This window comes from Streptomyces sp. NPDC000880 (assembly GCF_053599675.1).
This window is the reverse complement of sequence record NZ_JBSFMS010000017.1, coordinates 1-22,186: the sequence shown is the minus strand read 5'-3', so window position 1 is coordinate 22,186 and position 22,186 is coordinate 1. Positions and strand designations below refer to the sequence as shown.

Below are 22,186 nucleotides of genomic sequence, written 5' to 3'. Positions count from 1 at the left end.
CACGGGCGAGCCCGGACACAGCGAAGGGGCCGACCCGCACCACGGATGGCGGGCGGCCCCTTACGCGGGCTTGCCTGGAGCTAGGAGGCCTTCGCCTTCTCCGGGGCCGGCGCTGCCGCCGCCGGAGCCGGCTTGGCCGCCTCGTAGAACTCCTCGCGCGGCGTCTCGATCGCGCCCAGCGAGACCACCTCGCGCTTGAGGAACATCGCCAGCGTCCAGTCCGCGAAGACCCGGATCTTACGGTTCCACGTCGGCATCGCCATGCCGTGGTAGCCACGGTGCATGTACCACGCCAGACGGCCCTTGAGCTTGATCTTCATCTTGCCCATGACGATCATCGCGACGCCCTTGTGCAGGCCGAGACCGGCGACCGCACCCTTGTTGGCGTGGCTGTACTCCTTCTGCGGGAAGCCCCGCATGCCGGAGATGACGTTGTCGCCGAGGACCCGGGCCTGACGCAGCGCGTGCTGGGCGTTCGGCGGGCACCAGGCGTTCTCGACGCCGGCCTTGCGGGCCGCGATGTCCGGGACCTGCGCGTTGTCGCCCGCGGCCCAGATGTAGTCGGTGCCCTGGACCTGGAGCTTCTCGGTGCAGTCCACATGGCCGCGCGGGCCGAGCGGCAGGCCGAAGCGCGCCAGCGCCGGGTTCGGCTTCACGCCGGCCGTCCACACGATGGTGTTGGAGTCGACCTCGAGGCCGTTCTTCAGCACCACGTGGCCGTCCACGCAGGACTCCATAGAGGTCGACAGGTAGATCTCGATGCCACGGCCCTCGAGGTGCTCCTTGCCGTACTGGCCCAGCTTCGGGCCCACCTCGGGAAGGATCTTGTCGGCCGCGTCGACCAGGATGAAGCGCATGTCCTCGCGCTTGACGCTGGCGTAGTACTGGGCCGCGTCGCGCGCCAGGTCCTCCACCTCGCCGATGGTCTCCGCGCCGGCGAAGCCGCCGCCCACGAAGACGAAGGTCAGCGCCTTGCGGCGGACCTCCTCGTCGGTCGTCGAGTCAGCCTTGTCGAGCTGCTCGAGTACGTGGTTGCGCAGGCCGATGGCCTCCTCGATGCCCTTCATACCGATGCCCTGCTCGGCGAGGCCGGGGATCGGGAAGGTGCGGGAGACCGCGCCGAGCGCGACGATGAGGTAGTCGAAGGGCAGCTCGTACGCCCCGCCGACCAGCGGCGAGATGGTGGCGACCTTGCGGTCCTGATCGATGGCGGTGACCCGGCCGGTGAGCACCTCGGCCTTGGGCAGGACGCGTCGCAACGGGACGACGACATGCCGAGGCGAGATGCTGCCGGCGGCAGCTTCGGGGAGGAAGGGCTGGTACGTCATGTACGAGCGCGGGTCGACGACCGTGACGGTCGCCTCGCCGTAGCGCATCTTCTTCAGAATGCGACGAGCTGCGTACAGGCCTACGTACCCACCGCCTACAACGAGGATCCTGGGACGCTCCGTGGTGCTCATGCCATCGAGTATCCACCCCTCCCAGGGGGGGTGCTCGTGAGCCCCTTCACAAGGTGTCGAGCCACCTCTGCTACACTACGCGGCCCACGTGACCGAGGTCATGCCGCTGCGGGGGAACCACGGTACATGGGGAAACGTTCTCCACCCCTCGTGAGCTGGCCCCTAAGGGCCTCCCGTAGATGAACCAGCGGCCCGCTTCATGCCCCCGCAACGCGCCCCGCAACGCCCGGAATGCACCCCGCCGGGCGGTGCGGAGGGGCCGGAAGGGCCTTTCGCCCCCCCACAGCACCCGTCAGCGGAATTTTCCTTGTGAAGAACTTCACGAAGTTCATTCCGAGGCTGCTCTAAGCGATCGACCAGGCGATCCCGTCGAGGATGTCGTGCTCGCTCACGACCACCTCCGGCACCCCGATCCGCTCCATGATCGCAAGCAGCACGAGCGCCCCGGCCCCGATGACGTCGACCCGCCCCGGGTGCATCACCGGGTGCGCGGAGCGCTGCTCGTGGTCGGCCTTCAGCAGCGCCTCGCTGACCGCCTTGATCTGGGCGTACGGGATCCGTGCGTGGTGGATCCTCGTCGGGTCGTACTCGTCGAGACCGAGCGCGATCGCCGCCACCGTCGTCACCGACCCGGCCAGGCCGATCAGCGTCTGCGCCTCCCGGATCGGGACGGTCTCCTCGGCGAGATCGAGCGCGGCCTCGATGTCGGCGCGCATCGCGGCGACCTCGTCGGGCGTCGGCGGATCGTGCCGGATGTGCCGTTCGGTCAGCCGTACGCAGCCGATGTCCACGGACCGCGCGGCCTCGACCTCCTCATGGCCGACGACGAACTCGGTCGAGCCGCCGCCGATGTCCACCACCAGACGCTCCTCATGGCCCGGCAGCTCCCGCGTGGCGCCGGTGAAGGAGAACTCCGCCTCCTGGTCCCCGGTGATCACCTCGGGTTCGACGCCCACGATGTCGATCACTCCGCGAACAAAGTCGTCCCGGTTGGACGCGTCGCGCGAGGCGGAGGTGGCCACGAAGCGGATCTTCTCCGCGCCGTGCTTCTTGATCACGGCGGCGTACTCGCGGCACGCCGCGAAGGTCCGCTCCAGCGCCTCGGGTGCGAGCCGCCCGGTCCGGTCCACGCCCTGGCCGAGCCGGACAATCGTCATCCGCCGGTCGAGGTCGACCAGCTCACCGGCGGCCGGGTCCGCGTCGGCGACGAGCAGCCGGATGGAGTTCGTACCGCAGTCGATGGCGGCGACCCGGGTCACTTCTCGTCCCCTTCTTCACACGGCGCGACGCACGGGCCCTTGCGCCACCACTCGGGCAGCATCGCGATCGCCTCGTCGCCCAGCGGATTGACGCCGGGTCCCGCCGCGAGCGAGTGGGCGACCAGGACATGCAGGCACTTCACCCGGTCGGGCATGCCGCCCGCGCTCGGGAAGCCCTGCAGCATCTCGATGGCGTCGCGGCGTGCGATGTAGTCCTCGTGGGCGGCTCGGTACTTTGCGGCCAGTTCCGGGTCGGTCGCGAGGCGCTCGTTCATCTCCTTCATCACGCCGTTCGCCTCCAGCGTGCCGATCGCCGAGGCGGCCCGCGGGCAGGTCAGGTAGTACAGCGTCGGGAAGGGGGTGCCGTCGGGGAGCCGCGGCGCGGTCTCGACGACGTCGGGCTGACCGCACGGGCAGCGGTGCGCGATGGCGCGCAGTCCGCGCGGCGGACGGCCGAGCTGCTTCTTGAACGCGGCGATGTCCGCGTCGGTCGGCTCGGTCGGGGCTGTGGTGGGAGGGGGCGTTTCCATGCCTGCCTTGGTTCTAGCGGTGCTTCTGTGTGGCTGCTACTTGCTGCGGTCGGCGTTGTCGACGCCGTCCCAGACATTCGAGTACCAGGGGCGGTCGGCCGCCCCACCCTCTTCGGTGCGGCGCTTCTCGGCGGCCTCGGGTGCGATCATGATGTAGCCGGTCTCTCCCGGCAGCACGAGATGCAGGTGCTCGCGGGCGAGGCGCCGGATGTACATGTCGTCCTGGAGCCGAGCCTTCTCGTCCCTCAGCCGCTCGACCTGCTGTTCGGCGTCCGCCATCCGGCGCTCCTGGTCGGCGATGTCGGCGCGCTGGGAGACGTACTGCCGCATCGGATACGCGAGCGCGACGGCCAGCGAGCAGACCACCAGGGCCAGGAAGGCCGCGCGGCCGGTGAGCCGGGAGCGGCGGGCCTGCCGGCGGCTTTGCGACCGGTAGACGCGAGCGGCGGTCTGCTCGCCGAGCAGCCGCAGCCGGGTCGAGGTGGAGAACCGGTCCTGGTCCCCGTTGCGTGCCATGGTCTCGCCTCCCCGTTACGCGCCTACGTCCCCGGACACGGTACGGGACCGCGACCGGGGACGTAGGTAACGAGAGCGTCAGCCCTTGCTGTACCGATCAGTTCGCAGAGCGCCGTGCCGATCAGTTCGCAAAGCGCTGTGCCCGATCAGTTCGCAGAACGAAACCGCGGGAACGCCGAGCGGCCCGCGTACACCGCGGCGTCGTCGAGGATCTCCTCGATGCGCAGCAGCTGGTTGTACTTGGCGACGCGCTCGGAGCGGGCCGGGGCGCCGGTCTTGATCTGGCCGCAGTTGGTGGCGACGGCCAGGTCGGCGATGGTGACGTCCTCGGTCTCGCCGGAGCGGTGCGACATCATGCACTTGAACCCGTTGCGCTGGGCGAGCTCGACGGCGTCCAGGGTCTCGGTCAGCGAACCGATCTGGTTGACCTTGACGAGCAGGGCGTTCGCGGCGCCGTCCTCGATGCCGCGGGCGAGGCGCTCCGGGTTGGTGACGAAGAGGTCGTCGCCGACGATCTGGACCTTGGTGCCCAGCTTGTCGGTGAGGACCTTCCAGCCGGCCCAGTCGTCCTCGAACAGCGGGTCCTCGATGGAGACCAGCGGGTACGCGGCGACGAGCTCCTCGTAGTACTCGGTCATCTCGGCGGCCGAGCGGGACTTGCCCTCGAACTCGTAGGCGCCGTCCTTGTAGAACTCGGACGCGGCGACGTCGAGCGCGAGCGCGATGTCCTTGCCGGGGGCGTAGCCGGCTTCCTTGATGGCCTCGAGGATCAGGTCCAGCGCGGCGCGGTTGGAGTCGAGGTTCGGCGCGAAGCCGCCCTCGTCGCCCAGGCCGGTGGACAGACCCTTCTGCTTCAGGACCTTCTTGAGGGTGTGGTAGACCTCGGTGCCCCAGCGCAGGGCCTCGGAGAAGGACTCCGCGCCGATCGGAGCGATCATGAACTCCTGAATGTCCACGTTCGAGTCGGCGTGCGAGCCGCCGTTCAGGATGTTCATCATCGGAACGGGCAGCAGGTGCGCGTTCGGGCCGCCCAGGTAGCGGAAGAGCGGCAGGTCGGAGGCCTCGGAGGCGGCGTGCGCCACGGCGAGGGAGACGCCGAGGATGGCGTTGGCGCCGAGCGAGGACTTGTCCGGGGTGGCGTCCAGGTCGAACATCGCCTGGTCGATCAGGCGCTGCTCGGTGGCGTCGTACCCGACGAGCTCCGGGCCGATCTGCTCGATGACGGCGAGGACGGCCTTCTCGACGCCCTTGCCCTGGTAGCGGTTCTGGTCACCGTCGCGGAGCTCAAGAGCCTCGAACGCACCGGTGGAGGCGCCGGACGGAACAGCAGCACGACCCGTGCTGCCGTCGTCGAGGCCAACCTCGACCTCGACCGTGGGGTTGCCTCGGGAGTCCAGGATTTCCCGGGCTACGACGACGTCGATGGACGGCACGAGCATCTCCTTCTGGGATGTGACGCTAAATGTGACGCAAGCGGTGGGACACAAGCAGTGCAGGGTCGCCTCGGCCTTGCGGCAAGAGCCTAACCGGCTCCGGGGCATCGGCCGGCCGATGCCCGCCCGCTGGGACGGAAAAGGGCATGAACAGGCAGTGACAAGGCAGCACCCCCGCCCGGCGCGTACGGGGGAAAGCGCGCAGGACCGGGGTGCTCCGGTGCCCGGGGGGTCAGCTCGGGCGGAGCCGGGTCAGCTCAGGTGGAGCTGCTGGCCCGGGTAGATGACGTCCGCGTCGTCGATGATGTCCTTGTTCAGGTCGAACAGCTTCTGCCAGCCGCCCTTGACCTTCTCGGTCTCGGCGATCTTGCCGAGGGTGTCGCCGGCCTTGACCTTGTACTCGCCGTCGCCCTTCTTGAAGCCCTTGGCCTTGGCGGCGGGCTTCGCAGGGGCGGCGGGGCGCTCGGAGCGGGTGGTGGGAACCTCGGCGCGCTCCTGCTTCGGCTGCGCCGGCTGCGTGGTGCCGGAGTCGGCGGAGCCGCCGTCGTACGCGGCGCCCGACAGGCTGACGCCGCAGTTCGGCCACGCGCCCTTGCCCTGGCCGGCCAGGACCTTCTCGGCGACCGCTATCTGCTGGGACTTGGAGGCCTGGTCGGCGCTCGCGGCGTACTGCGTGCCGCCGTACGCGGCCCAGGTGGAGGACGAGAACTGCAGGCCGCCGTAGTAGCCGTTGCCGGTGTTGATGGACCAGTTGCCGCCGGACTCGCACTGGGCGACCTGGTCCCACTCGGAGGCGGTCGCGGCGGACGCCGAGGTGGCGCCGATGAGCGGGGCGGCGACGGCCGCACCGGTGACGCCGGCGATCGCGGCGAAACGAGTAGTCCGATTGAAAACGGACGGGCGACGGTGCTTGCCCTTGCTGGAGAACAGCATGGAACGTCTCCTCACCGACGCCTACGAGGTGAGCTGTCGGGTTCGGGCCGATGGGGAATCCCCAGTTCCGCCAGGAACCAGAAGACGAGTTGCCCGGCCGCGCGTCCTGCGCGCGGCTTCACCCCAAGCCGGTGGGAGCCGTCGATCTCAACGGCCGGGGCCGGCGCTTACCTTGGGTCCCCCGCTCCTGCCTTCGGCGCTCTGCGCGATGACTACTCCCCTGACCGTCGGCAGGATTCGGCGTGATGGTCAGTGGTGCCCGCGGTGGCGAGCGGTTCAGACCGTAGACACAGCTCTCCCCGATGTTCAAAGGTGAGAAACGGGGAGAAATCGCCCATCTCGCCACTCCGATAACTCTCGTTTCCGCAGGTGGCGGGCGGAATGAGTGGTTCCGCCGGGCATGTCACGGCAGTTGGGACAAAGAGACCCTTGTCTCACTTGCACAGATTCGGACATAACCCTGCGAACTTGCCCGCGAACCGCCCGCGGATTACCCCTACTTCAGGCCTAGATCGAGGCTCTGGCCGGGAAGGATGAGATCAGGGTCGGCACCGACGGTCTGCTGGTTCGCCTCGTAGAGCCCGGCCCAGCCGCCGGAGAGCTTCTGCTCGTCGGCGATGGCCCACAGGCTGTCGCCCGGCCGGACGGTGTACTCGCCGGGCGCGGCGTCCGCTTCGACCGCCCCATCCGGGTTGCCCGCATTGTCGCGTGCCGAACCGTCACCTCGCGAGGCATGGCGGCCCACTTCACGCACATTGTCTGTATTGCCCGGCTCGGTGTTCTCCGGAGCGGGCTCGCCACGGTGCTTGCCGCTGCCGCTGTCGGCGCCCAGCGTCGCGTCCGCGGTCGCCGACGCGGCGGGCTCGGCCGACCCGGCCGGGTCCGCGGACGGCTCGGCAGACGGCGCCGCGGTGGGCTCGGTCGAGGGCGTCACGGGTATGAGCGGCTCGGCGGGGGCACTCTGCTCGGGCAACGGCAGGATGCCCGGGTTGACGCCGGTCGCGGCGCCGTCGTTCGTCAGCCCGGCGAGTGGCGCACAGCTGGGCCACGCCGCGGGGCCCTGCGCGTCGAGGACCTTCTCGGCAACCGCTATCTGCTGCGAGCGGCTGGCGAGGTCGGCGCGGGGCGCGTACGCCGTACCGCCGAAGTCCTGCCAGACCTCCTGCGAGAACTGCAGCCCGCCGTAGTACCCGTTGCCGAGGTCGGCGCTCCACATGCCGCCGCTCTCGCACTCCGCCACTCGGTCCCACATGGAGGCGTCAGCGGCGGAGGCCGAACCGGCGCCGAGAAGGGGGATGGCGATGGCCGATCCCGTCACCCCTGCCGCGACAACGATGGCCGGCGCCTGGCGAGGTCGGCGGTGTCGCCCGTTCGCGGAACCCATGCGGTTGCCTTTCACGTGACTGCTGGGACGACGGTGAACGTAGCGGCATTCGAACGCGAGTCACAAGTCGATGCAGCAGAGATCACGTGAAAGTCACAGACTTGACAATGCGTCAGGTCTGTCGAGCGTTGAACTCAACCGGCAGAGTGCGCAATCCGCGCATAATGAGACCCCCACGCCACCGCAAATCGGCTGGATCGCCCGCAAGCCGCAAGTCCGGCATTCTCCTGAGCAGCGTGGCGAGCGCGGTCTGCCCCTCAAGACGCGCCAGCGGCGCGCCGAGGCAGTAGTGGATGCCGTGCCCGTACCCGAGATGCTGGTTGTCGCGCCGGGACAGATCGAGGGTGTCCGGGTCGGCGAACCGCTCCGGGTCCCGGTCGGCGGCGGCGAGTATGACCAGTACGGGATCGCCCGCCGCGATCCGCTGCCCGCCGATGACGAGCGCCTCGGTGGCGAACCGCCAGGTGGCGAGCTCCACGGGCCCGTCGTAGCGCAGGAGTTCCTCGACACCGGCGGCCAGCAGTTCGGTCTCACCGGCCGCGAGGGAGGCCTGGAGCCGCCGGCGCTGGTCCGGGTTGCGCAGCAGCGCGTACACGCCGTTGCCGATCAGATTCACCGTCGTCTCGAACCCCGCGAAGAGAAGGATGAAGGCCATGGCGGCGGCTTCGTTCTCGGTGAGGTGCTCGCCGTGGTCGGATGCCCTGATGAGCCCGGAGATGAGGTCGTCGCCCGGGTCTTGTCTTTTGCGGTGGATGAGTTCCGCGAGATAGCCGCGCATCTTCTTCACGGAGCGGGCGACTCCGCCGCGCGGACCGCCGCCGTGCCGGATCATCATGCCCGCCCAGTCGCGGAAGTCGTCCTGGTCCTCGCGCGGGACGCCGAGCAAGTCGCAGATCGCGTAGATGGGGAGCGGGAACGCGAACTCGTGAATCAGGTCCGCCTCCCCCTTGCCTGCGAAGCCATCAATGAGCCGGTCCGTCAACTCCTGTACGCGCGGGGCGAATTCGGCGACACGGCGCGGCGTGAACGCCTTCGACACCAGCCGCCGCAGCCGGGTGTGGTCCGGCGGGTCGATGTTCAGCAGATGGGTCATCAGCTCGGCCTTGCGCTCGCCGGGGATCCCCGTCCTCCCCTTGGCGTGCGCGGGCTCGTCGTGATGCGCGGGATTCTTGCTGAGCCGCTGGTCGGCGAGGGCCTGCTTGGCATCGGCGTACCGCGTCACCAGCCATGCCTCGACCCCGCTGGGAAGGGTGGTCCGGTGGACCGGCGAGTTTTCCCGGAGCCAGGCGTACGCGGGGTAGGGGTCGGTGGCGAACGCCCAGGTGAACAGCTCGGGCTGAGCGCTCACTCCTGCCCCTCGGCGGCGCGGATCGCGTCCCGGTAGGTGCGGGCCGCGGCGCGCAGGGCGGCCTCCGGGTCGATGCCGGAAGCCTCGGCCCGGACGGCGAGGGCGAGCAGTTCGTAACCGGTGCCCGGGCCGGCGGGGAGCGGGACGTCGAGGCCCGCCGTACGGACCCGGCCCGCGAGCTTCGCGGCGAGGGCGAGCCCGGGCTGGCCCAGCGGGACGCCGTCCGTCACGGAGTCGCGCTGCTTCTCGATCGCCTTCGTGCGCAGCCAGTGCTCCTTCACGTCCTCCGGCGTCTCGGCGCGCTCGTCGCCGAAGACGTGCGGGTGGCGGTGGATCAGCTTCTCGACGATCGTCCCTGCGACGTCGTCGATGGAGAACGGCTCGGCTCCGTCCTCATCGCGGCCTTCCTGCGCGATGCGCGCGTGGAAGACGACCTGCAGGAGTACGTCCCCGAGCTCCTCTCGCAGCTCGTCGCGGTCGCCGTCCTCGATCGCCTCGACGAGTTCGTACGCCTCCTCGATGCCGTATTTGGCGAGGTCCGTGTGGGTCTGGGTCGACGACCAGGGGCACTCGGCGCGGATCCGGTCCATGACCTGGACGAGGTCGAGGAGACGGGCGCCGGGCAGGTCGTACGAGCCGGGGAGCAGCTCCAGGTCCGGCATCTGCACCCGCCCGGACCCGGCGAGCCGGGCAAGCCCGTCGGTCAGGGCCGTGTCGCCCTCGCCGGAGGGGAGGACCACGACGGTGCGACCTCCCCCAGAGCCTTCGGCCTGGGTGGGGGTCCCCCCGGCGAAGCCAGGGGGCGTACCCCCAGCGCAGGCGTCGACCAGCTCCTGCGCGGTGAGCGCCGTTATCTCCACGCCGACACCGGCCTCGCGAAGATACGGCAGCTGGGGGTGGTCCCCGTCGGCGCAGAGCACCCGGTCGGCGGCGTGCAGCGTCTGCCACGCGGGCCAGGACAGCAGCCCGGGCGGGACGCGGTGGCTGGCGGTGAGCAGAACGATTCGGCCGGGGGCGACTGGTGCTTCTGTGGTCACCCCTCGAACCTACCCCGCGCCGCTACGCACCCGCGCCGACGGGCTCCGGCGCCTTGCTGACCTGCGCGATCCACGGAGCCTTGTACTCGCCCAGCTCCAGCTTCTTGTCGTCCCAGGCGCCGAAGCGCGGGTTGACGTCGATGTTCAGCGCCTGGGCGGCGGCGGTGAAGGCCTGGTTCAGCTTCTGCTGGCCCTCGGGGGTGTTGGTCGCGCTGAGGGTCGCGGCAAGCTTGCTGACCAGGACGTCGCGGCGTACGACATCGTCCAGCTGGTCGGGGGCGACGCCGCGCTGCTGCAGATACATGGCCGCGAGCTGCTCCTCGCCACCGGACTGCTGCACGAGGGCGGTCCGCCCGTCCTGGATCTCCTTGCGGCTGACCGTGACCCCGGCGTCGTCGGCGGCGCGCTGTACGACCTGCTCGACGATCAGGTCGTACAGCTTGGCGCGGCTGAGCTGCCCGCTGTCCTTGATGAGCTGGGCGGACTGGGGGGAGCGCTGCTGGGCGGCGCGCACGTCCTTCACCTTCGCCTGGACGGTCGCCACCTCGATCCGCTCCCCACCGACGACGGCGGCGGCCCCTGGGTGAGCCTCACTGCCGCAGGCGGCGAGGAGGGGCGCGGCGACGAGCAGCGCGGCTGAGACGGTGAGCGCGGTGCGACGGCGGCGGTGCAAAGGAGCCTCCCGGCGTGCGGCGTGATTGTGCGACGATGCACAAGACCCTGCGGTGATCGATGTTAGGCAGTCTCCGTGGCCTGGGCCACTGATTCGGCCGACGATTCGCCGGAAGTTGCGATGCACCCGGCAGCCCCGGCCTTCGCCGCCCGGCCCGCACCCACGCCGCCGAGCGCCGCGCCCGCCACCGTCGCCGCCGCGCCCACGTACCGCGCCGCGATCTTCAGCGCGGACAGCGGGTGGCACCGTTATCCCGCCACATCGCATTCAACGTGCGCCGCTGGGCGAGCCGGCTCCGGGCGCAGCATGATCGTCCGGGAGACCACAAAGGTGATCGGTACCGCCACCGCCGCCGCGATCAGGGGGGCGTAGCGACTGCCGAAGTGCATTACGTCCACCAGCAAGTAGACGCCGCTCGTGGTGACGACGAAGTTCGCCGCGTTGGTGAGCGGGAAGAGCAGGAACTTCCGCCAGGTGGGGCGGGTCCGGTACGTGAAGTACGAGGTGAGGAAGAAGGACCCGACCATGCTGAGCGCGAAGGCGACGACATGTGCCGCCACATAGGGCAGCCAGGTGAGCAGGGCCAGATACAGGCCGTAGTACGTCCCGGTGTTCACCACCCCCACCAGGGCGAACCTGACCAGCTGGACCCGGACCGTCATCGTCTTACGAGCTCCCCGTCGCGTTTGTGCCGCTCCCCTTCCTGCTGGTGCGGAGGGCCGGCGTTGGTGGCCTTCACCAGGAAGTGCGGTCGCCGCTTCACCTCGTAGTAGATGCGGCCGACGTACTCGCCGACCACACCCAGCATCAGCATCTGCACGCCGGCGAGTGCCGTGACCACCACCAGAAGGGTGACATACCCCGGGGTGTCCACGCCGTTCACAAGGGCGACACCGACAATCCAGGCGGCATACGCCATGGCGAGCGTGACAAGCAGCAGCCCTAGATAGACGGCGGCCCGCAGCGGCTTGTTATTGAAGGAGAGCAGGCCGTCGAGGCCATAGTTGAGCAGTTTGCCGAAGCTCCACTTGGAGCGGCCCTGCTCGCGCACCGCATTCTCGTACTCGAAGGTCGTGGTGCGGAAACCGACCCAGGCGAACAGGCCCTTGGAGAAGCGGTTGTACTCGGTGAGCTCGAGGATCGCGTCCACCGTGCGGCGCGAAAGCAGCCGGAAATCGCCCACGCCGTCGACCAGTTCGACGTCGACGAGCCGGTTGATCAGCCAGTAGTAGGCACGGGCGGTGACGGTGCGGGTGACACGGTCGCCCTTGCGGGTGCGGCGCGCGATGACCTGGTCGAAGCCCTCCTCATGCAGCTGCAGCATGCGCCTGACCAGTTCCGGCGGGTGCTGGAGGTCGGCGTCCATGATGACCACGGCGTCGCCCTCGGCATGCTGGAGCCCGGCGAGCATCGCCGCCTCCTTGCCGAAGTTACGGCTGAAGGAGACATAGCGGGTACGAGGGTCGGCCTCGGCGATCTCCTCGAGGAGAGGGAGCGTCCGGTCCTGGCTTCCGTCGTCCACGTAGACCAGCTCGAATTCCTGCCCGAGCAGGGAGAGTTCTGCGGTCACATGTTCGTGGAAGCGGCCGATGATCTCCTCTTCGTTGAAGCACGGGACAACTATCGAGATCAGCACGGAAGAAGAACAACCCACCCGAATGTCCCGTACGGATTCCCCGCATGGCGCGCAGGCGACCGTTTCGTGAACTGGGCTTCCCCTGGAGGGTTTTCACCATCTGCGCTGGCATATTCGAGGAATCATGACTCTGCAATCCGCGCGCGGCCGCGCCGCCGCCCTCGCCGCGCTGATCACCGTGGGCGCCGTGTGCGCCGGTGACGCCGTCGCCCGCAGCTTCCCCTTCGGACCGCACACACGCAGCGTGAACGACCTCGGCAATCAGTTTGTGCCATTTCATGCGCATCTGTGGGATCTGCTGCACGGGCGGGCCGACGGCGGACTGCTGCTGAACTGGCAGTCCGGATACGGCACCAGCTTTCTGCCCGACCTCGGGACCTATTTGACCAGCCCGTACTCGATGCTGGTCGGACTCTTCCCCCGGGACCGGATCGACCTCGCCGTCTATGTGATCACGCTGCTGAAGATGGCGACCGCGGCCGCCGCCATGACCTGGCTACTGCTGTCGCTGCGCAAGGACAGCGGCGGGCGCTGGTGGATGGCGGCGGTGCTCGGCGGCTCGTACGCGCTGTGCGGCTGGTCGGTCGTGGAGGCCTCGTACAACCCGATGTGGATGGACGGCCTCGTCGCCTTCCCGCTGCTGTGCCTGGTCGGCGAGTGGGCGCGCACGGCACGGCGGCCGGTTCTCGGCCCGGTGGTCGTCGCGGTGGCGTGGATCGCCAACTTCTACACCGCGTACATGGCGACCATCGGGGCCGCGCTGGTGCTTCTCGTACGGCTGCTGCTCGATGAGAAGGCGGTACGGGACCGGATGCGCGCGCTGGTGCGGGCAGCCCGGGCCGTACTGCTCGGCATCGCGCTGGCCACGCCCGTCCTGATCCCCGTCTTCCTCGGCTCCAAGCACGCCTATCCCGGGTGGACGAAGGAGTTCGCGCCGGCCGGCTGGGCCGATGTGTTCGCCCGCACGCTGCCCGCGACGTACAGCTTCTTCACGCCCGCGGTCTTCCTCGGCAGCGGCGCGATGTTGCTGGCCTGCACGCTCGCCTTCAACAGCGCGGTGCCGCGGCGCGAGCGGTGGGTGTGGACGGGGCTCGCGGCGGCGACCCTGGTGTCACTCCAGTGGGCGCCGACGCATCTGGTGTGGCATGTCTTCGCGACGCCCAACGGCAGCCCGTACCGGCAGACCTTCGTCTTCGCCGGGATACTCGTGATCGCCGCCTGGATCTGTCTCTCACACGACTGGCCGGGGCGGCGCGCCCTGCTCGGCGGCGGCGCCGTGGTGGCCGTGATCGCACTCGCCGCCTCCACCAGCGACCTCGTCACCGCCTGGACCTTCCCGCTGTTGGCGGCCGGGATCGCGGCGGTGGCGGGCGGTCTGCTGCTCGCCAGGCGCGGCAAGTACGCCGTGGTCGCGGCGCTGCTGCTCAGTGGCGCGCTGGTCGGGCAGGCAGCGGCGACCACCGCGTACGCGGACCGGCAGCGGCTCGGCAGGCTGGACGACTACCCGGCCTGGGGCGAGCCGCAGAGCGAGCGGGTGGCGGCTGTGGCGAAGGCCGACGGCTGGCCGCGCTACCGCACCGACCCGGGTCGCGACCAGCTCACCGGCAACGATCCGATCCTGATGGGCGGCCAGGGCGGCGCGTACTACAGCAGCCACACGCCCGACGTGTACACCCGCACGCTGGCCGCTCTCGGCGCGGGCTGGACGTCCAACGGACGCAGTGTGCAGTCCCTGGACAACCCGGTCACCGACGCGATCTTCGCCGTCGGCGCACGGGTGCGCACCAGGCCGGGACAGCACCCGGAGGTGACCCGGGCCGCCCGGACGCCGCCGCTGTTGACGGTGCGGCCCGCGGGTGTCGCGGGGCGGTACAACTGGAACCCGTTCCGCAACCAGGAGCTACTGCTCGGCTCGCAGGTCTACGGCTCTTCGGTGAACGGCTCCTGCCCGGTCGGCAGCGAGGCCTTCCTCTGGGCGCCGAACTACACCGGCAAGGCCCGCCTCGGCGACAACGAGCAGGTGACGCTGCTCGGCGGACAGCCCAAGCGGCGTGCCGCGCTCACCTCGCTCGGCACCGTGAACTCCCCCGGTTCGACGATCAGTTACAGCCGTGGCAACCCCCGCACGACCGTGGGTTGTCTGGACCGGGCGAAGCTCACCGCGGCCGTGGACCGGCTGAGGACGACAGGGCCGGTGTCTCTCGAGGTCACCGACAGCGGCGTACGGGCCGAACTCCCGCCCGGCACCCAGGGGACGGCCGTCCTCGCCGCGCCCCGGATCGCGGGCTGGAGCTGCAACGGCAAGCCCGCGGACTCCTACCTCGGGCTCGTCGCCGTACCTCTGGACGGCAGAACGACGACGGTCGACTGCTCGTTCCGCCCGCCGGGCCTGAAGGCGGGCGGGGCGATCGGGGCCGCAGGGCTGCTGACACTTGGGTGCCTCGCCCTGCTGCCCCTGTTGCGGTCGCGCCGGACGGCGGGCCGATCCAGCCCGTCCGGTGCCTGAGGACCGGGCAACGGGGCGAGCCCCGCAAGAGCGTCGCCCTGCCGCGGTACGTGGCGTTCCGTCGTACCGAGGTCACAATTCCGCCGCTGCATGGCCATCAGGACTTCATCTACGCAGCATCCCGCCTTGGCCCGCGCCGCGGCGCTGCGGCGTAGCTTCCCCGGCATGGCCTCTCTCCTTCGGAACCGGCTGGCGAAGTGGGTCTTGAGCCCAGCCGAAACCATGATCGAACGGCGCATCGAGAAGCATGTGAAGCGTGCCACGCAGACCTTGCAGGCCGATCTCGACGCTCTCCACCGAAAAGTAGCCGCCGTACAGAACCCGCAGTACGGGCTAGGCCTGCTCGTCAACGGGACGGGTCGAAGCGGCCACCGGACGCCCACCGCCGCCCAGATCGACACCCTCGCACGTCAGATACAGGGCGTGACGGACGGCAGTGAACACGCTCTCCGCAATGTGACCGTCGCCTATCGCACGGTGATCGCCCTGGAGTCACTCGGCGTGGGCAGGCTGGCGGGGTCCACCTCCAACGTGTGCGGAAAGCTCGCCACGGTGCCACTGCTCTCCCCCCCGAACGGCAATGTTCTCGAAATCGGCACCCTGTACGGGATGTTCGCCGCGGGACTGATGCGGATGCTGCACCGGTCCGGGGCCGAACCGAACCTGACGATCGTCGACCCGCTGGCGGGCGCGCAGCTGCAGCCCGGCACCACCATGCAGGGCACGGATCCCACGGGCACGCCGGTGCGCGAGGACGTCGTACGGGCCAACCTGGCACTCGGCGGCGTCGGTTCCGTGATCGACGCGCGAATCCAGCAGGGCTTCTCGGGCGATCCGGACGTGCGGGCCGCCGTCTCCGACCGGGAGTACGGGGTGATCGTGGTGGATGGCGATCACTCCATGGACGGGGTGGCGGCCGATCTGGAATGGGTCGAGGAGATCGTCGCCCCGGGCGGGATCGTGGTGCTCGACGACTACGGCGACAAGGCCTGGCCCGGGGTGCAGGACGCCCTGGACAAGCATCTGGCGAGCGGGACTTCTCGGCTGACCCTGCTGGGGCGGGTGTCCACCTCGGCGTATCTGCGCGCGAGCTGATCGTCCGGCGACGGTCCCGCGGTTACCCGCTGTGGAACTGCTGTTGCCGGTCGAGCGCTCGTCGCAGCTCGACCGGCAGCTGGTGGTACGGCCCGAGCGCCCGCTCGGCGTCGTACAGCAGGCCCTGCAACTGCTGCCTGGCCGCTGTGTGGTCGCCCACCGCGAGCAGCAGATTCCCGATCCGGTGGCGGATATCGAAGGCGCGGCCCCCGTCCGCGCCGCCCGACTGCCGGCTCTCGTAGTGCGGCAGGACGGCCCGGTACTCGGCGAGCGCGGCGGCGGCCTCGCCCAGCTGCTCCAGGCACTGCGCGGCGTCATAGCGGAACTGCAGCGTCTGCGGGTCGGCCGGGCCCGCCTCGGCGGCCCGGTCGTCGGCGAGCCGCCGCAGCTCCGGGAGCGCACGGCGGTACTGCCCGTCGTCCATCAGCGTCGTCGCGTACTGCTTGCGCAGGATCCGTACGACCGGCGAGTGCTCGCCATGCTCGGCGGCGGCCGCCGGGAGGATCCCGCCGAGGATGTCCACGGCCTGGGTGATGCTGCCCTCGCCCAGAAGGCGCTTGACCTCGTCGACGGCGGCCGCGACGTCGGGGCGTGGCGTCAGCGGCAGCGGGGGCGCGGCGGGCGGCGGGGCGGCGAAGCGGTCCGGCCAGGGGGCGTGCGGGCGCAGGAAGGGCCGGGTCGGGTCGAGCGGTCCCCTGGGCGCGCCGCGGCTGGGCAGCAGCGGCGCGAGCGCCTCGTACACCTCATGCGCGCCCGTCGGCCGGTGCTGCGGGTCCTTGGCGAGCAGCCGCAGGACCAGCGCTTCGAGCGGCTCGGGTATCTCGGGGCGCAGCTGGCGGACCGGGAGCGGCGGCTCGTAGAGATGGCGGTGCAACACACCGAGTGCGGTGGAGCCCGCGAACGGGACGTTCCCGCTGAGGAGTTCGTGCAGCAGCACGCCGAGGGCGTAGAGATCGGTGTATGGGCCGACCGCGCCGCCCATCGCCTGCTCGGGGGCCATGTAGGCGGGGCTGCCGATGGGCGATCCGGTGTGGGTGAGGCGGGTGGTGTCCATGTCGATGACAGACGCGACGCCGAGGTCGAGGACGGTGACCGTGCCGTCGTGCTTCACCATGACGTTCCGCGGCTTGAGGTCGCGGTGGACGATCGGCACGGCGTGCACGGCGGCGAGCACCGCGCACAGTTGGGCGGCGACCGAGACGGCCCACGGCCAGGGGTACGGCTCATGCTCGGCAAGATGGTCGGCGAGGTCCGCTCCCTCGACGTACTGCATGACGAGGAAGAGCTCCTCGCCGTCGCTGCCCGCGTCATGGACGGTGACCAGTCCGGGGTGCGAGACCTGGGCGGTGACCCGGCACTCGCGGACGAAGCGGCGACGCATGTCGCCGGCGGCGGTGGCCGCGGCCATGTGGTCGGGGCGGAGCAGCTTGACGGCGACGCGGCGGTCGAGGCGGTTGTCGTACGCCGTCCAGACCTGGCCCATGCCGCCCTGGCCGATGACGGTGGAGAGCTCGTAACGGCTCGCGATGACGCGTCCGTTCACCGGCCCTGCTCCCGGCCCTGCTCCTTGCGGAGGTAGTCGCTGAGCTCGTCCAGCTCGGCGCGGACCTGGTCGATGCGGGGCTGGTCGATGCGGGGCTGGGCAGGCGGGGACTGGGGGTGGGGCGGGAACTGCGGCTGGGACTGCGGCTGGGACTGCGGCTGGTGCGAGACCGCCGGGTAGCCATATCCGGCCACGGGCGGCGTCGGCGGCAGCGGCTGTGCCTGTGGCGGCAGGCCGTAGTTCACGGTGGGCCCGTAGTACGGCTGCGCGACCCGGGAAGAGAAGTGCTTGATGTCCGCGTACAGGAAGTAAGGCACGACGGCCACGGCAACGGCGAGCATGATGCCGATCGCTACATCCGACCGGGGCATAGTCAGGCCCTCCGTGGGGTCCGACAGCACCGTGCCGAAGCAGGCCATGAAGGAGACCAGCACCACCGCGAAGAGCACCCAGTCCCGTGCGCGCCGGGTCACGAGCGCGAGCCGCAGCATCGTGCCCCAGGACAGCATCCCGCAGCTGAGGACGGGGAGTATCGCGAAGAGCACCCGCAGCAGCACGATCACCGACGTCGGTATGTCGCGCGGAGGCTGCGGCGGCATGTAGCCGGGGCCATGCATTGGTGCTCCTGAAGGCCTGGGGACGAGGCGGTTGCGAAGACGAGCGTATACACCGACGCGGACAACGGCTGCGGGGTTGTACGGAACCGTTGTCGAACCTGTCACGCCGTGAGACTGCCGTCCGTCAGACCGTCGTACAGACCCTGGACCAGCTGCTCCCCCAGCCGCCCCGACAGTCGCAGCGCGTCCTCGAACGCGGCCAGGGCGCGGAAGCGTTCCCCGTACCGCCGCTGGTCGGCCAACGGCAGCCGGGGCAGCTGCAGTCGGCGTACGTCCAGCCGGGTCGAGGTGGACGCATAGCTGCTGGCCTGACGGGTGTTGGCGGTGCCGCGCAGGAACCCGGCGAGGAACCACGGGTCGAGGGCCGCCGGATCGGGGTGCAGCAGCTGGAGGTTGCGGCCGAGCGCCGCGCCCGCCGTGGCCTCGTCGACGACGCGTACGACGGATCCGCCGCCGAGGACGGGCACGACAAGATCGCCCGCCTCGACGCGTACGGGCTCCTCGTCGGGGCCTTCCGGGAGCGTGCCCGAGGGGGCGGTGCCGGCGAGCACGTCCTGCTCGGTGAGTACGGGAACGGGGCCCGCGGACGATGTGCCCGGGCCGCCCGCGCGGATCACCAGCCCGCCCGCGCGGGCGAGTTCGCCGACTGTGGTGACGGGCCAGGGTGCCGGCAGCTCGCCGTGGGTGCCGGGCGCCGGGGTGAGCTCCGAGGCCAGCCGGAGGGTGTCGGCGAGCCGGTTCCGTACACGCAGCAACTCGGCCGCGCCGCCGCCCGCGGCCGGGGGCGGGAGGCGCCGGGCGGGGGCCAGGTCGACGTCGTCGTCGAGGAGTTCGATGACCGGGACCGAGCGGCTGACACCCGGCCGCTCCTCGGCCGTGCCGTGCCGGTCGAAGGGCTGCCAGGCGTCGAGGACGGCACTGTGGACGGCCTGCCAGTCGAGCTTGTCGCGGCCGCCGGCGGCTCCGGCCAGCTCGGCGGTGTCCACGAGCAGCAGTTCGGACGCGGGCGGCTTGCCCACCTCGGGCCTGCGCAGCACCCAGAGGTGGAGGGGGATGCCGTACGGGGGCGCGGCGCCGGCCGGCAGCGAGACGACGGCCCGAAGCGCGCCGCGGCGCAGCAGGCCCGCGCGGATACGCCGTCCCGAGCGGCGGGACGCGGCGGCCGGCGGCATCAGCAGAACGGCGGTGCCGCCGGGGCGCAGTCGGGCCAGCGCGTGCTGCACCCAGGCAAGCTCCGACTCCGTACGGGCCGGGAAGCCGTACTCCCAGCGCGGGTCGTAGGCGAGTTCGTCGTGGCCCCAGTTGCGCTCGTTGAACGGCGGGTGGCAGAGCACGGCGTCTAGGGAGGTCTCGGGGAAGGCGTCGGCGCGCAGGGTGTCGCCGCAGCGGGCGCGGACCGTGGCGTCGGAGTGCAGGGCGAGGCGCAGCGCGGTGAGCGCGGTGAGGTCGGGGTCGACGTCCTGGGCGTAGAGGGCGGCGGGGTGCTCGACGGCGCGCAGCAGGGTGCCTGCTCCGGCGGCCGGGTCGAGCACGGTCGCGGCGGGCCCGGCGACGGCAGCCATGAGGGCGGCGGGGCCGGGCGGCGTGAGGGTGTACTGACGGAGGCTGGCGTCGAGGAAGCGTCCGAGCAGGAACTCGTAGGTCTGCCGGTGGCCCAGCTCGGCGGCGAGCTCGGCGACCGAGCGCAGCAGGGGCACGCTGTGAACCCCTCCGGCGATCGAGGGCACGCCCGAGGAGCGTTCGGAGGCCCCGAGCTCACGGAAGAGGTCGCCGCGGTCCTCGCCGAAGCGCGCCCCCAGCACCTGCTCCATCGCGGTCGGCAGCAGTTCCGCCATGCGCTCGTCGGAGGCCGCCGTCAGCTCCTGCCACAGGCTCGGCCTGTCCCGTACGAGCAGCAGGGTGCAGCCGGCCTGGACCAGCGCGGTGGCGGCCGTCGCCGGGTGGTCGGCAAGTAGTTGCCAGACCCGTTCGCGCAGCGGGACCTCGGCGAGTTTCCCCTGGTCACGCAACCACTGCTCGACCTCGGCCAGGGCGAACGACGGGCTGGTCTCGGTGCCGCCGACGGGTTTGGGGAAGTCCGCGTGCCGTCGCCGCCAATTACTGACCGCCGCCCGTCCGACTCCTGCCAGCCGGGCGATCCCGGCGGCCGTCAACTCGCTTGCGTTCTCCGGCACCTGGCCGCCTCCCTCTCCCACGCCAGCCGGTCCTGCCCGTCTGCTGTGTCGCCGAGCATACCGGCGCACGCAAGACCTATGCCTTCACAGTGTGAGTGAATCTGAATACTGTGAATCATGTTGACTCGGTTCACAGTCTTTGTTCTCATTAACTCGTCGCTACACGGGACTTTTCGGTAAGTCCCCACCACACTCCACGTCCTCGGAGGACATCCATGTCCCATTCCATGCAGCAGCCGCAGTACGGCGCCCCGCAGTTCGGGCAGCAGGCACCGCCCCCGGTCCCGATGCGCAACGGCCTCGGCACGGCCGCGCTGGTGCTCGGGATCATCGGCACCATCTCCGGCGTGATCCCCTTCTTCTTCTGGCTGGCAGGCATCCTCGGCCTGATCGCCCTGATCCTGGGCCTGTCGGGCCGCGGCCGGGTGAAGCGCGGCGAGGCCACCAACAAGGGCGTGACCACCACCGGCGCGGTCCTCGGACTTGTCGCGCTGATCCTCTCGATCGTCGGCGCGGTACTCACCTTCAAGGCCGTGGACCAGGCGGTCAATGAGATCAACAAGGCGGCCACCGGCACCACCGCGTCGAAGGAGCCGGCCGCCGGCAAGAGCGACGGTGCGGCGAAGGGCGACGCCAAGGGCAAGGGTGCGGGCCTCGCGGCCGGTGACACGGCCGTCTACGACGACGACCTGAAGATCACGGTCTCCGCGCCCAAGGCGTACACCCCCAGCGAATTCGCCGTCGGTCATACCGCGGGCAACAAGGCGTACGAGGTGACCGTGGTCGTCGAGAACGGCGGCAAGAAGAAGTTCGACCCCGTGCTGCTGACGACGGACGCCCGCGCCGGGAAGGACGGCGTCAACGCCGAGCAGATCTTCGACGAGAAGGTCGGCAGCGGCTTCAGCGGCACGATCCTGCCCGGCAAGAAGTCCACGGTGCGGTTCGCCTTCGACGCCCCGGCCGCCGCCGGGGAGCTGACGGTCGAGGTGAGCCCGGGGCTGGCGTACGACGCCTCGCAGTGGGAGCTGAAGCTCTGATCCGCCATACCGTCCCTGACCCACCCCCTTTCCCAGCCTTCCTTCCTCGCGCCCCGCTTCCCGCACTCTCCCGCCCAGTCCCCCTCCGTCCCGACCCACCCGGAGAACCCGCCATGCATGCCATCGCTCCCGTCCGCCGCCGTCACACCGCCTTCGCCGTACTCGCCGCCGTTGTCGCGCTCGGCGGCGCGGCCTGCGGATCGCTCGGCGAGGACGCCGACTCCATGGGGTCGAATGGCTCCGCAGGTTCGAAGGGTGCCAAGGAGAACGCCGAGGACAAGAGGGCCGCCGAGCCGTTCGCGGGCCTGTCCGGCCCCGAGATAGCCAACAGCGCGGTCAGAGCCACCAAGGCGGCCACCTCGCTGACCCTCGACATCACGATGAAGACGGCCGACGGCCCGATGAAGGGCTACATGGCCGTCAGCAAGCAGGGCGACTGCGCCGGCACCCTGTCCGTCGGCTCCAGCGGGACCGCCGAGCTGATCAAGACGGGCAGCACCGCCTATCTGCGATTCGACGAGGCCTTCCTGAAGGAGCAGGGCAAGGGACAGTCGGCCGAGGAGACAGCGGCGTTGATCAACATGATGAAGGGCCGCTGGGTGAAGACGGGCGCCTGGGACCCCGAGGCCAGGGACAGCCTTCAACTCTGCGAACTCGACAAGCTGCTGGCGGGGCTGGAGGCCAACGACAACGCCGCCCGCCGGGCCGGGGAGGCCACGGTGAACGGCCGCAGGGCCGTGATCACCGAGTCCGACGGCAAGGAGACGTACACGGCCTACGTGGCCGCGGACGGTGAGCCGTATCTGCTGAAGTTCGAGCAGCTGGGCGGCGACGAGCCGGGCACGATGACCTTCTCCGAGTACAACAAGCCGGTCCCGGCGAAGAAGCCGGCCGCCAATGACATCCTCGACCTGGACAAGCTCGGCAAGCAGTGAAGTACAACCGCCGGAGGCCGCCCGCGAGGCGGCCTCTTCGCGTCATGTCCGGTGCCGCCGCATGGGGCCA

Annotated in this window: 19 protein-coding genes and 1 riboswitch; of the genes, 4 read left to right on the top strand and 15 right to left on the bottom strand. The window is 70.3% G+C overall.

Annotated features, from left to right (window positions below; genetic code table 11):
• Nucleotides 1-80 precede the first annotated feature (80 nt).
• From ACWDO5_RS08385 to ACWDO5_RS08330, 12 genes are all read right to left on the bottom strand, one after another.
• Nucleotides 81-1,460, bottom strand: coding sequence for an NAD(P)/FAD-dependent oxidoreductase (locus ACWDO5_RS08385; protein ID WP_450529500.1), 1,380 nt, complete (start codon nt 1,458-1,460; stop codon nt 81-83).
• Nucleotides 1,461-1,804: 344 nt separating this feature from the next.
• Complete coding sequence (locus ACWDO5_RS08380) at nt 1,805-2,719, bottom strand: Ppx/GppA phosphatase family protein (RefSeq protein WP_450529498.1); 915 nt, start codon at nt 2,717-2,719, stop codon at nt 1,805-1,807.
• The gene (locus tag ACWDO5_RS08375) at nt 2,716-3,249 is read right to left on the bottom strand and encodes a DUF501 domain-containing protein (RefSeq protein WP_450529496.1); all 534 of its coding nucleotides are present in this window, start codon (nt 3,247-3,249) and stop codon (nt 2,716-2,718) included. Before ACWDO5_RS08375 ends, ACWDO5_RS08380 begins: the two co-directional genes overlap by 4 nt.
• 36 nt (nt 3,250-3,285) lie before the next feature.
• A complete protein-coding gene (locus ACWDO5_RS08370) occupies nt 3,286-3,765 on the bottom strand; it encodes an FtsB family cell division protein (RefSeq protein WP_450529495.1) in 480 nt (159 codons plus the stop codon).
• 146 nt (nt 3,766-3,911) lie between these two features.
• Nucleotides 3,912-5,198 carry a phosphopyruvate hydratase gene (eno, locus tag ACWDO5_RS08365; RefSeq protein WP_450529493.1) on the bottom strand — a complete coding sequence of 429 codons (1,287 nt, stop codon included), beginning with the start codon at nt 5,196-5,198 and terminating at the stop codon, nt 3,912-3,914.
• 252 nt (nt 5,199-5,450) lie between these two features.
• Nucleotides 5,451-6,131 carry a transglycosylase family protein gene (locus ACWDO5_RS08360; protein ID WP_450529492.1) on the bottom strand — a complete coding sequence of 227 codons (681 nt, stop codon included), beginning with the start codon at nt 6,129-6,131 and terminating at the stop codon, nt 5,451-5,453.
• A gap of 3 nt (nt 6,132-6,134) precedes the next feature.
• Nucleotides 6,135-6,340: riboswitch (cyclic di-AMP (ydaO/yuaA leader) on the bottom strand.
• Nucleotides 6,341-6,627: 287 nt separating this feature from the next.
• On the bottom strand, nt 6,628-7,515 hold the full coding sequence (locus tag ACWDO5_RS08355) for a transglycosylase family protein (protein WP_450529491.1): 888 nt from the start codon (nt 7,513-7,515) through the stop codon (nt 6,628-6,630).
• 112 nt (nt 7,516-7,627) lie between these two features.
• Complete coding sequence (locus ACWDO5_RS08350) at nt 7,628-8,863, bottom strand: cytochrome P450 family protein (RefSeq protein ID WP_450529490.1); 1,236 nt, start codon at nt 8,861-8,863, stop codon at nt 7,628-7,630.
• Complete coding sequence (locus tag ACWDO5_RS08345) at nt 8,860-9,900, bottom strand: MazG family protein (RefSeq protein ID WP_450529489.1); 1,041 nt, start codon at nt 9,898-9,900, stop codon at nt 8,860-8,862. Before ACWDO5_RS08345 ends, ACWDO5_RS08350 begins: the two co-directional genes overlap by 4 nt.
• A gap of 22 nt (nt 9,901-9,922) precedes the next feature.
• The gene (locus tag ACWDO5_RS08340; protein WP_450529488.1) at nt 9,923-10,573 is read right to left on the bottom strand and encodes a SurA N-terminal domain-containing protein; all 651 of its coding nucleotides are present in this window, start codon (nt 10,571-10,573) and stop codon (nt 9,923-9,925) included.
• A gap of 248 nt (nt 10,574-10,821) precedes the next feature.
• The gene (locus tag ACWDO5_RS08335) at nt 10,822-11,235 is read right to left on the bottom strand and encodes a GtrA family protein (RefSeq protein ID WP_450529486.1); all 414 of its coding nucleotides are present in this window, start codon (nt 11,233-11,235) and stop codon (nt 10,822-10,824) included.
• Nucleotides 11,232-12,209 carry a glycosyltransferase family 2 protein gene (locus ACWDO5_RS08330; protein ID WP_450529485.1) on the bottom strand — a complete coding sequence of 326 codons (978 nt, stop codon included), beginning with the start codon at nt 12,207-12,209 and terminating at the stop codon, nt 11,232-11,234. The genes ACWDO5_RS08335 and ACWDO5_RS08330 overlap by 4 nt, the downstream gene beginning before the upstream one ends.
• Nucleotides 12,210-12,333: 124 nt before the next feature.
• Between ACWDO5_RS08330 and ACWDO5_RS08325 the strand changes: the two genes are divergently transcribed.
• Both ACWDO5_RS08325 and ACWDO5_RS08320 read left to right on the top strand, forming a co-directional pair.
• Nucleotides 12,334-14,715 carry a YfhO family protein gene (locus ACWDO5_RS08325; RefSeq protein WP_450529483.1) on the top strand — a complete coding sequence of 794 codons (2,382 nt, stop codon included), beginning with the start codon at nt 12,334-12,336 and terminating at the stop codon, nt 14,713-14,715.
• A gap of 165 nt (nt 14,716-14,880) precedes the next feature.
• Nucleotides 14,881-15,810, top strand: coding sequence for a class I SAM-dependent methyltransferase (locus ACWDO5_RS08320; RefSeq protein ID WP_450529481.1), 930 nt, complete (start codon nt 14,881-14,883; stop codon nt 15,808-15,810).
• Nucleotides 15,811-15,832: 22 nt separating this feature from the next.
• Here the strand turns inward: ACWDO5_RS08320 and ACWDO5_RS08315 are convergent, their stop codons facing one another.
• The 3 genes from ACWDO5_RS08315 to ACWDO5_RS08305 all read right to left on the bottom strand — a co-directional run bounded on the left by ACWDO5_RS08315 (nt 15,833) and on the right by ACWDO5_RS08305 (nt 20,144).
• The gene (locus ACWDO5_RS08315; RefSeq protein ID WP_450529479.1) at nt 15,833-17,353 is read right to left on the bottom strand and encodes a protein kinase domain-containing protein; all 1,521 of its coding nucleotides are present in this window, start codon (nt 17,351-17,353) and stop codon (nt 15,833-15,835) included.
• On the bottom strand, nt 17,350-17,970 hold the full coding sequence (locus ACWDO5_RS08310; RefSeq protein ID WP_450529477.1) for a hypothetical protein: 621 nt from the start codon (nt 17,968-17,970) through the stop codon (nt 17,350-17,352). The genes ACWDO5_RS08315 and ACWDO5_RS08310 overlap by 4 nt, the downstream gene beginning before the upstream one ends.
• Before the next feature lie 101 nt (nt 17,971-18,071).
• The gene (locus tag ACWDO5_RS08305; protein ID WP_450529475.1) at nt 18,072-20,144 is read right to left on the bottom strand and encodes an N-6 DNA methylase; all 2,073 of its coding nucleotides are present in this window, start codon (nt 20,142-20,144) and stop codon (nt 18,072-18,074) included.
• A gap of 215 nt (nt 20,145-20,359) precedes the next feature.
• Here ACWDO5_RS08305 and ACWDO5_RS08300 point away from each other — a divergent pair, with 215 nt between their 5' ends.
• Both ACWDO5_RS08300 and ACWDO5_RS08295 read left to right on the top strand, forming a co-directional pair.
• On the top strand, nt 20,360-21,181 hold the full coding sequence (locus tag ACWDO5_RS08300) for a DUF4352 domain-containing protein (RefSeq protein ID WP_450529474.1): 822 nt from the start codon (nt 20,360-20,362) through the stop codon (nt 21,179-21,181).
• Between the two features lie 113 nt (nt 21,182-21,294).
• Nucleotides 21,295-22,116, top strand: coding sequence for a hypothetical protein (locus ACWDO5_RS08295; protein ID WP_450529473.1), 822 nt, complete (start codon nt 21,295-21,297; stop codon nt 22,114-22,116).
• The last annotated feature ends 70 nt before the right edge of the window (nt 22,117-22,186 follow it).

Bases quoted from the DNA above. Each gene is read 5' to 3' on its own strand.
- ACWDO5_RS08375 (WP_450529496.1), bottom strand. From the start codon at position 3,249: ATGGAAACGCCCCCTCCCACCACAGCCCCGACCGAGCCGACCGACGCG.
- ACWDO5_RS08370 (WP_450529495.1), bottom strand. From the start codon at position 3,765: ATGGCACGCAACGGGGACCAGGACCGGTTCTCCACCTCGACCCGGCTG.
- ACWDO5_RS08360 (WP_450529492.1), bottom strand. From the start codon at position 6,131: ATGCTGTTCTCCAGCAAGGGCAAGCACCGTCGCCCGTCCGTTTTCAAT.
- ACWDO5_RS08300 (WP_450529474.1), top strand. From the start codon at position 20,360: ATGTCCCATTCCATGCAGCAGCCGCAGTACGGCGCCCCGCAGTTCGGG.
- ACWDO5_RS08385 (WP_450529500.1), bottom strand. From the start codon at position 1,460: ATGAGCACCACGGAGCGTCCCAGGATCCTCGTTGTAGGCGGTGGGTAC.
- ACWDO5_RS08295 (WP_450529473.1), top strand. From the start codon at position 21,295: ATGCATGCCATCGCTCCCGTCCGCCGCCGTCACACCGCCTTCGCCGTA.
- ACWDO5_RS08355 (WP_450529491.1), bottom strand. From the start codon at position 7,515: ATGGGTTCCGCGAACGGGCGACACCGCCGACCTCGCCAGGCGCCGGCC.
- ACWDO5_RS08310 (WP_450529477.1), bottom strand. From the start codon at position 17,970: ATGCATGGCCCCGGCTACATGCCGCCGCAGCCTCCGCGCGACATACCG.
- ACWDO5_RS08325 (WP_450529483.1), top strand. From the start codon at position 12,334: ATGACTCTGCAATCCGCGCGCGGCCGCGCCGCCGCCCTCGCCGCGCTG.
- ACWDO5_RS08320 (WP_450529481.1), top strand. From the start codon at position 14,881: ATGGCCTCTCTCCTTCGGAACCGGCTGGCGAAGTGGGTCTTGAGCCCA.
- ACWDO5_RS08335 (WP_450529486.1), bottom strand. From the start codon at position 11,235: ATGACGGTCCGGGTCCAGCTGGTCAGGTTCGCCCTGGTGGGGGTGGTG.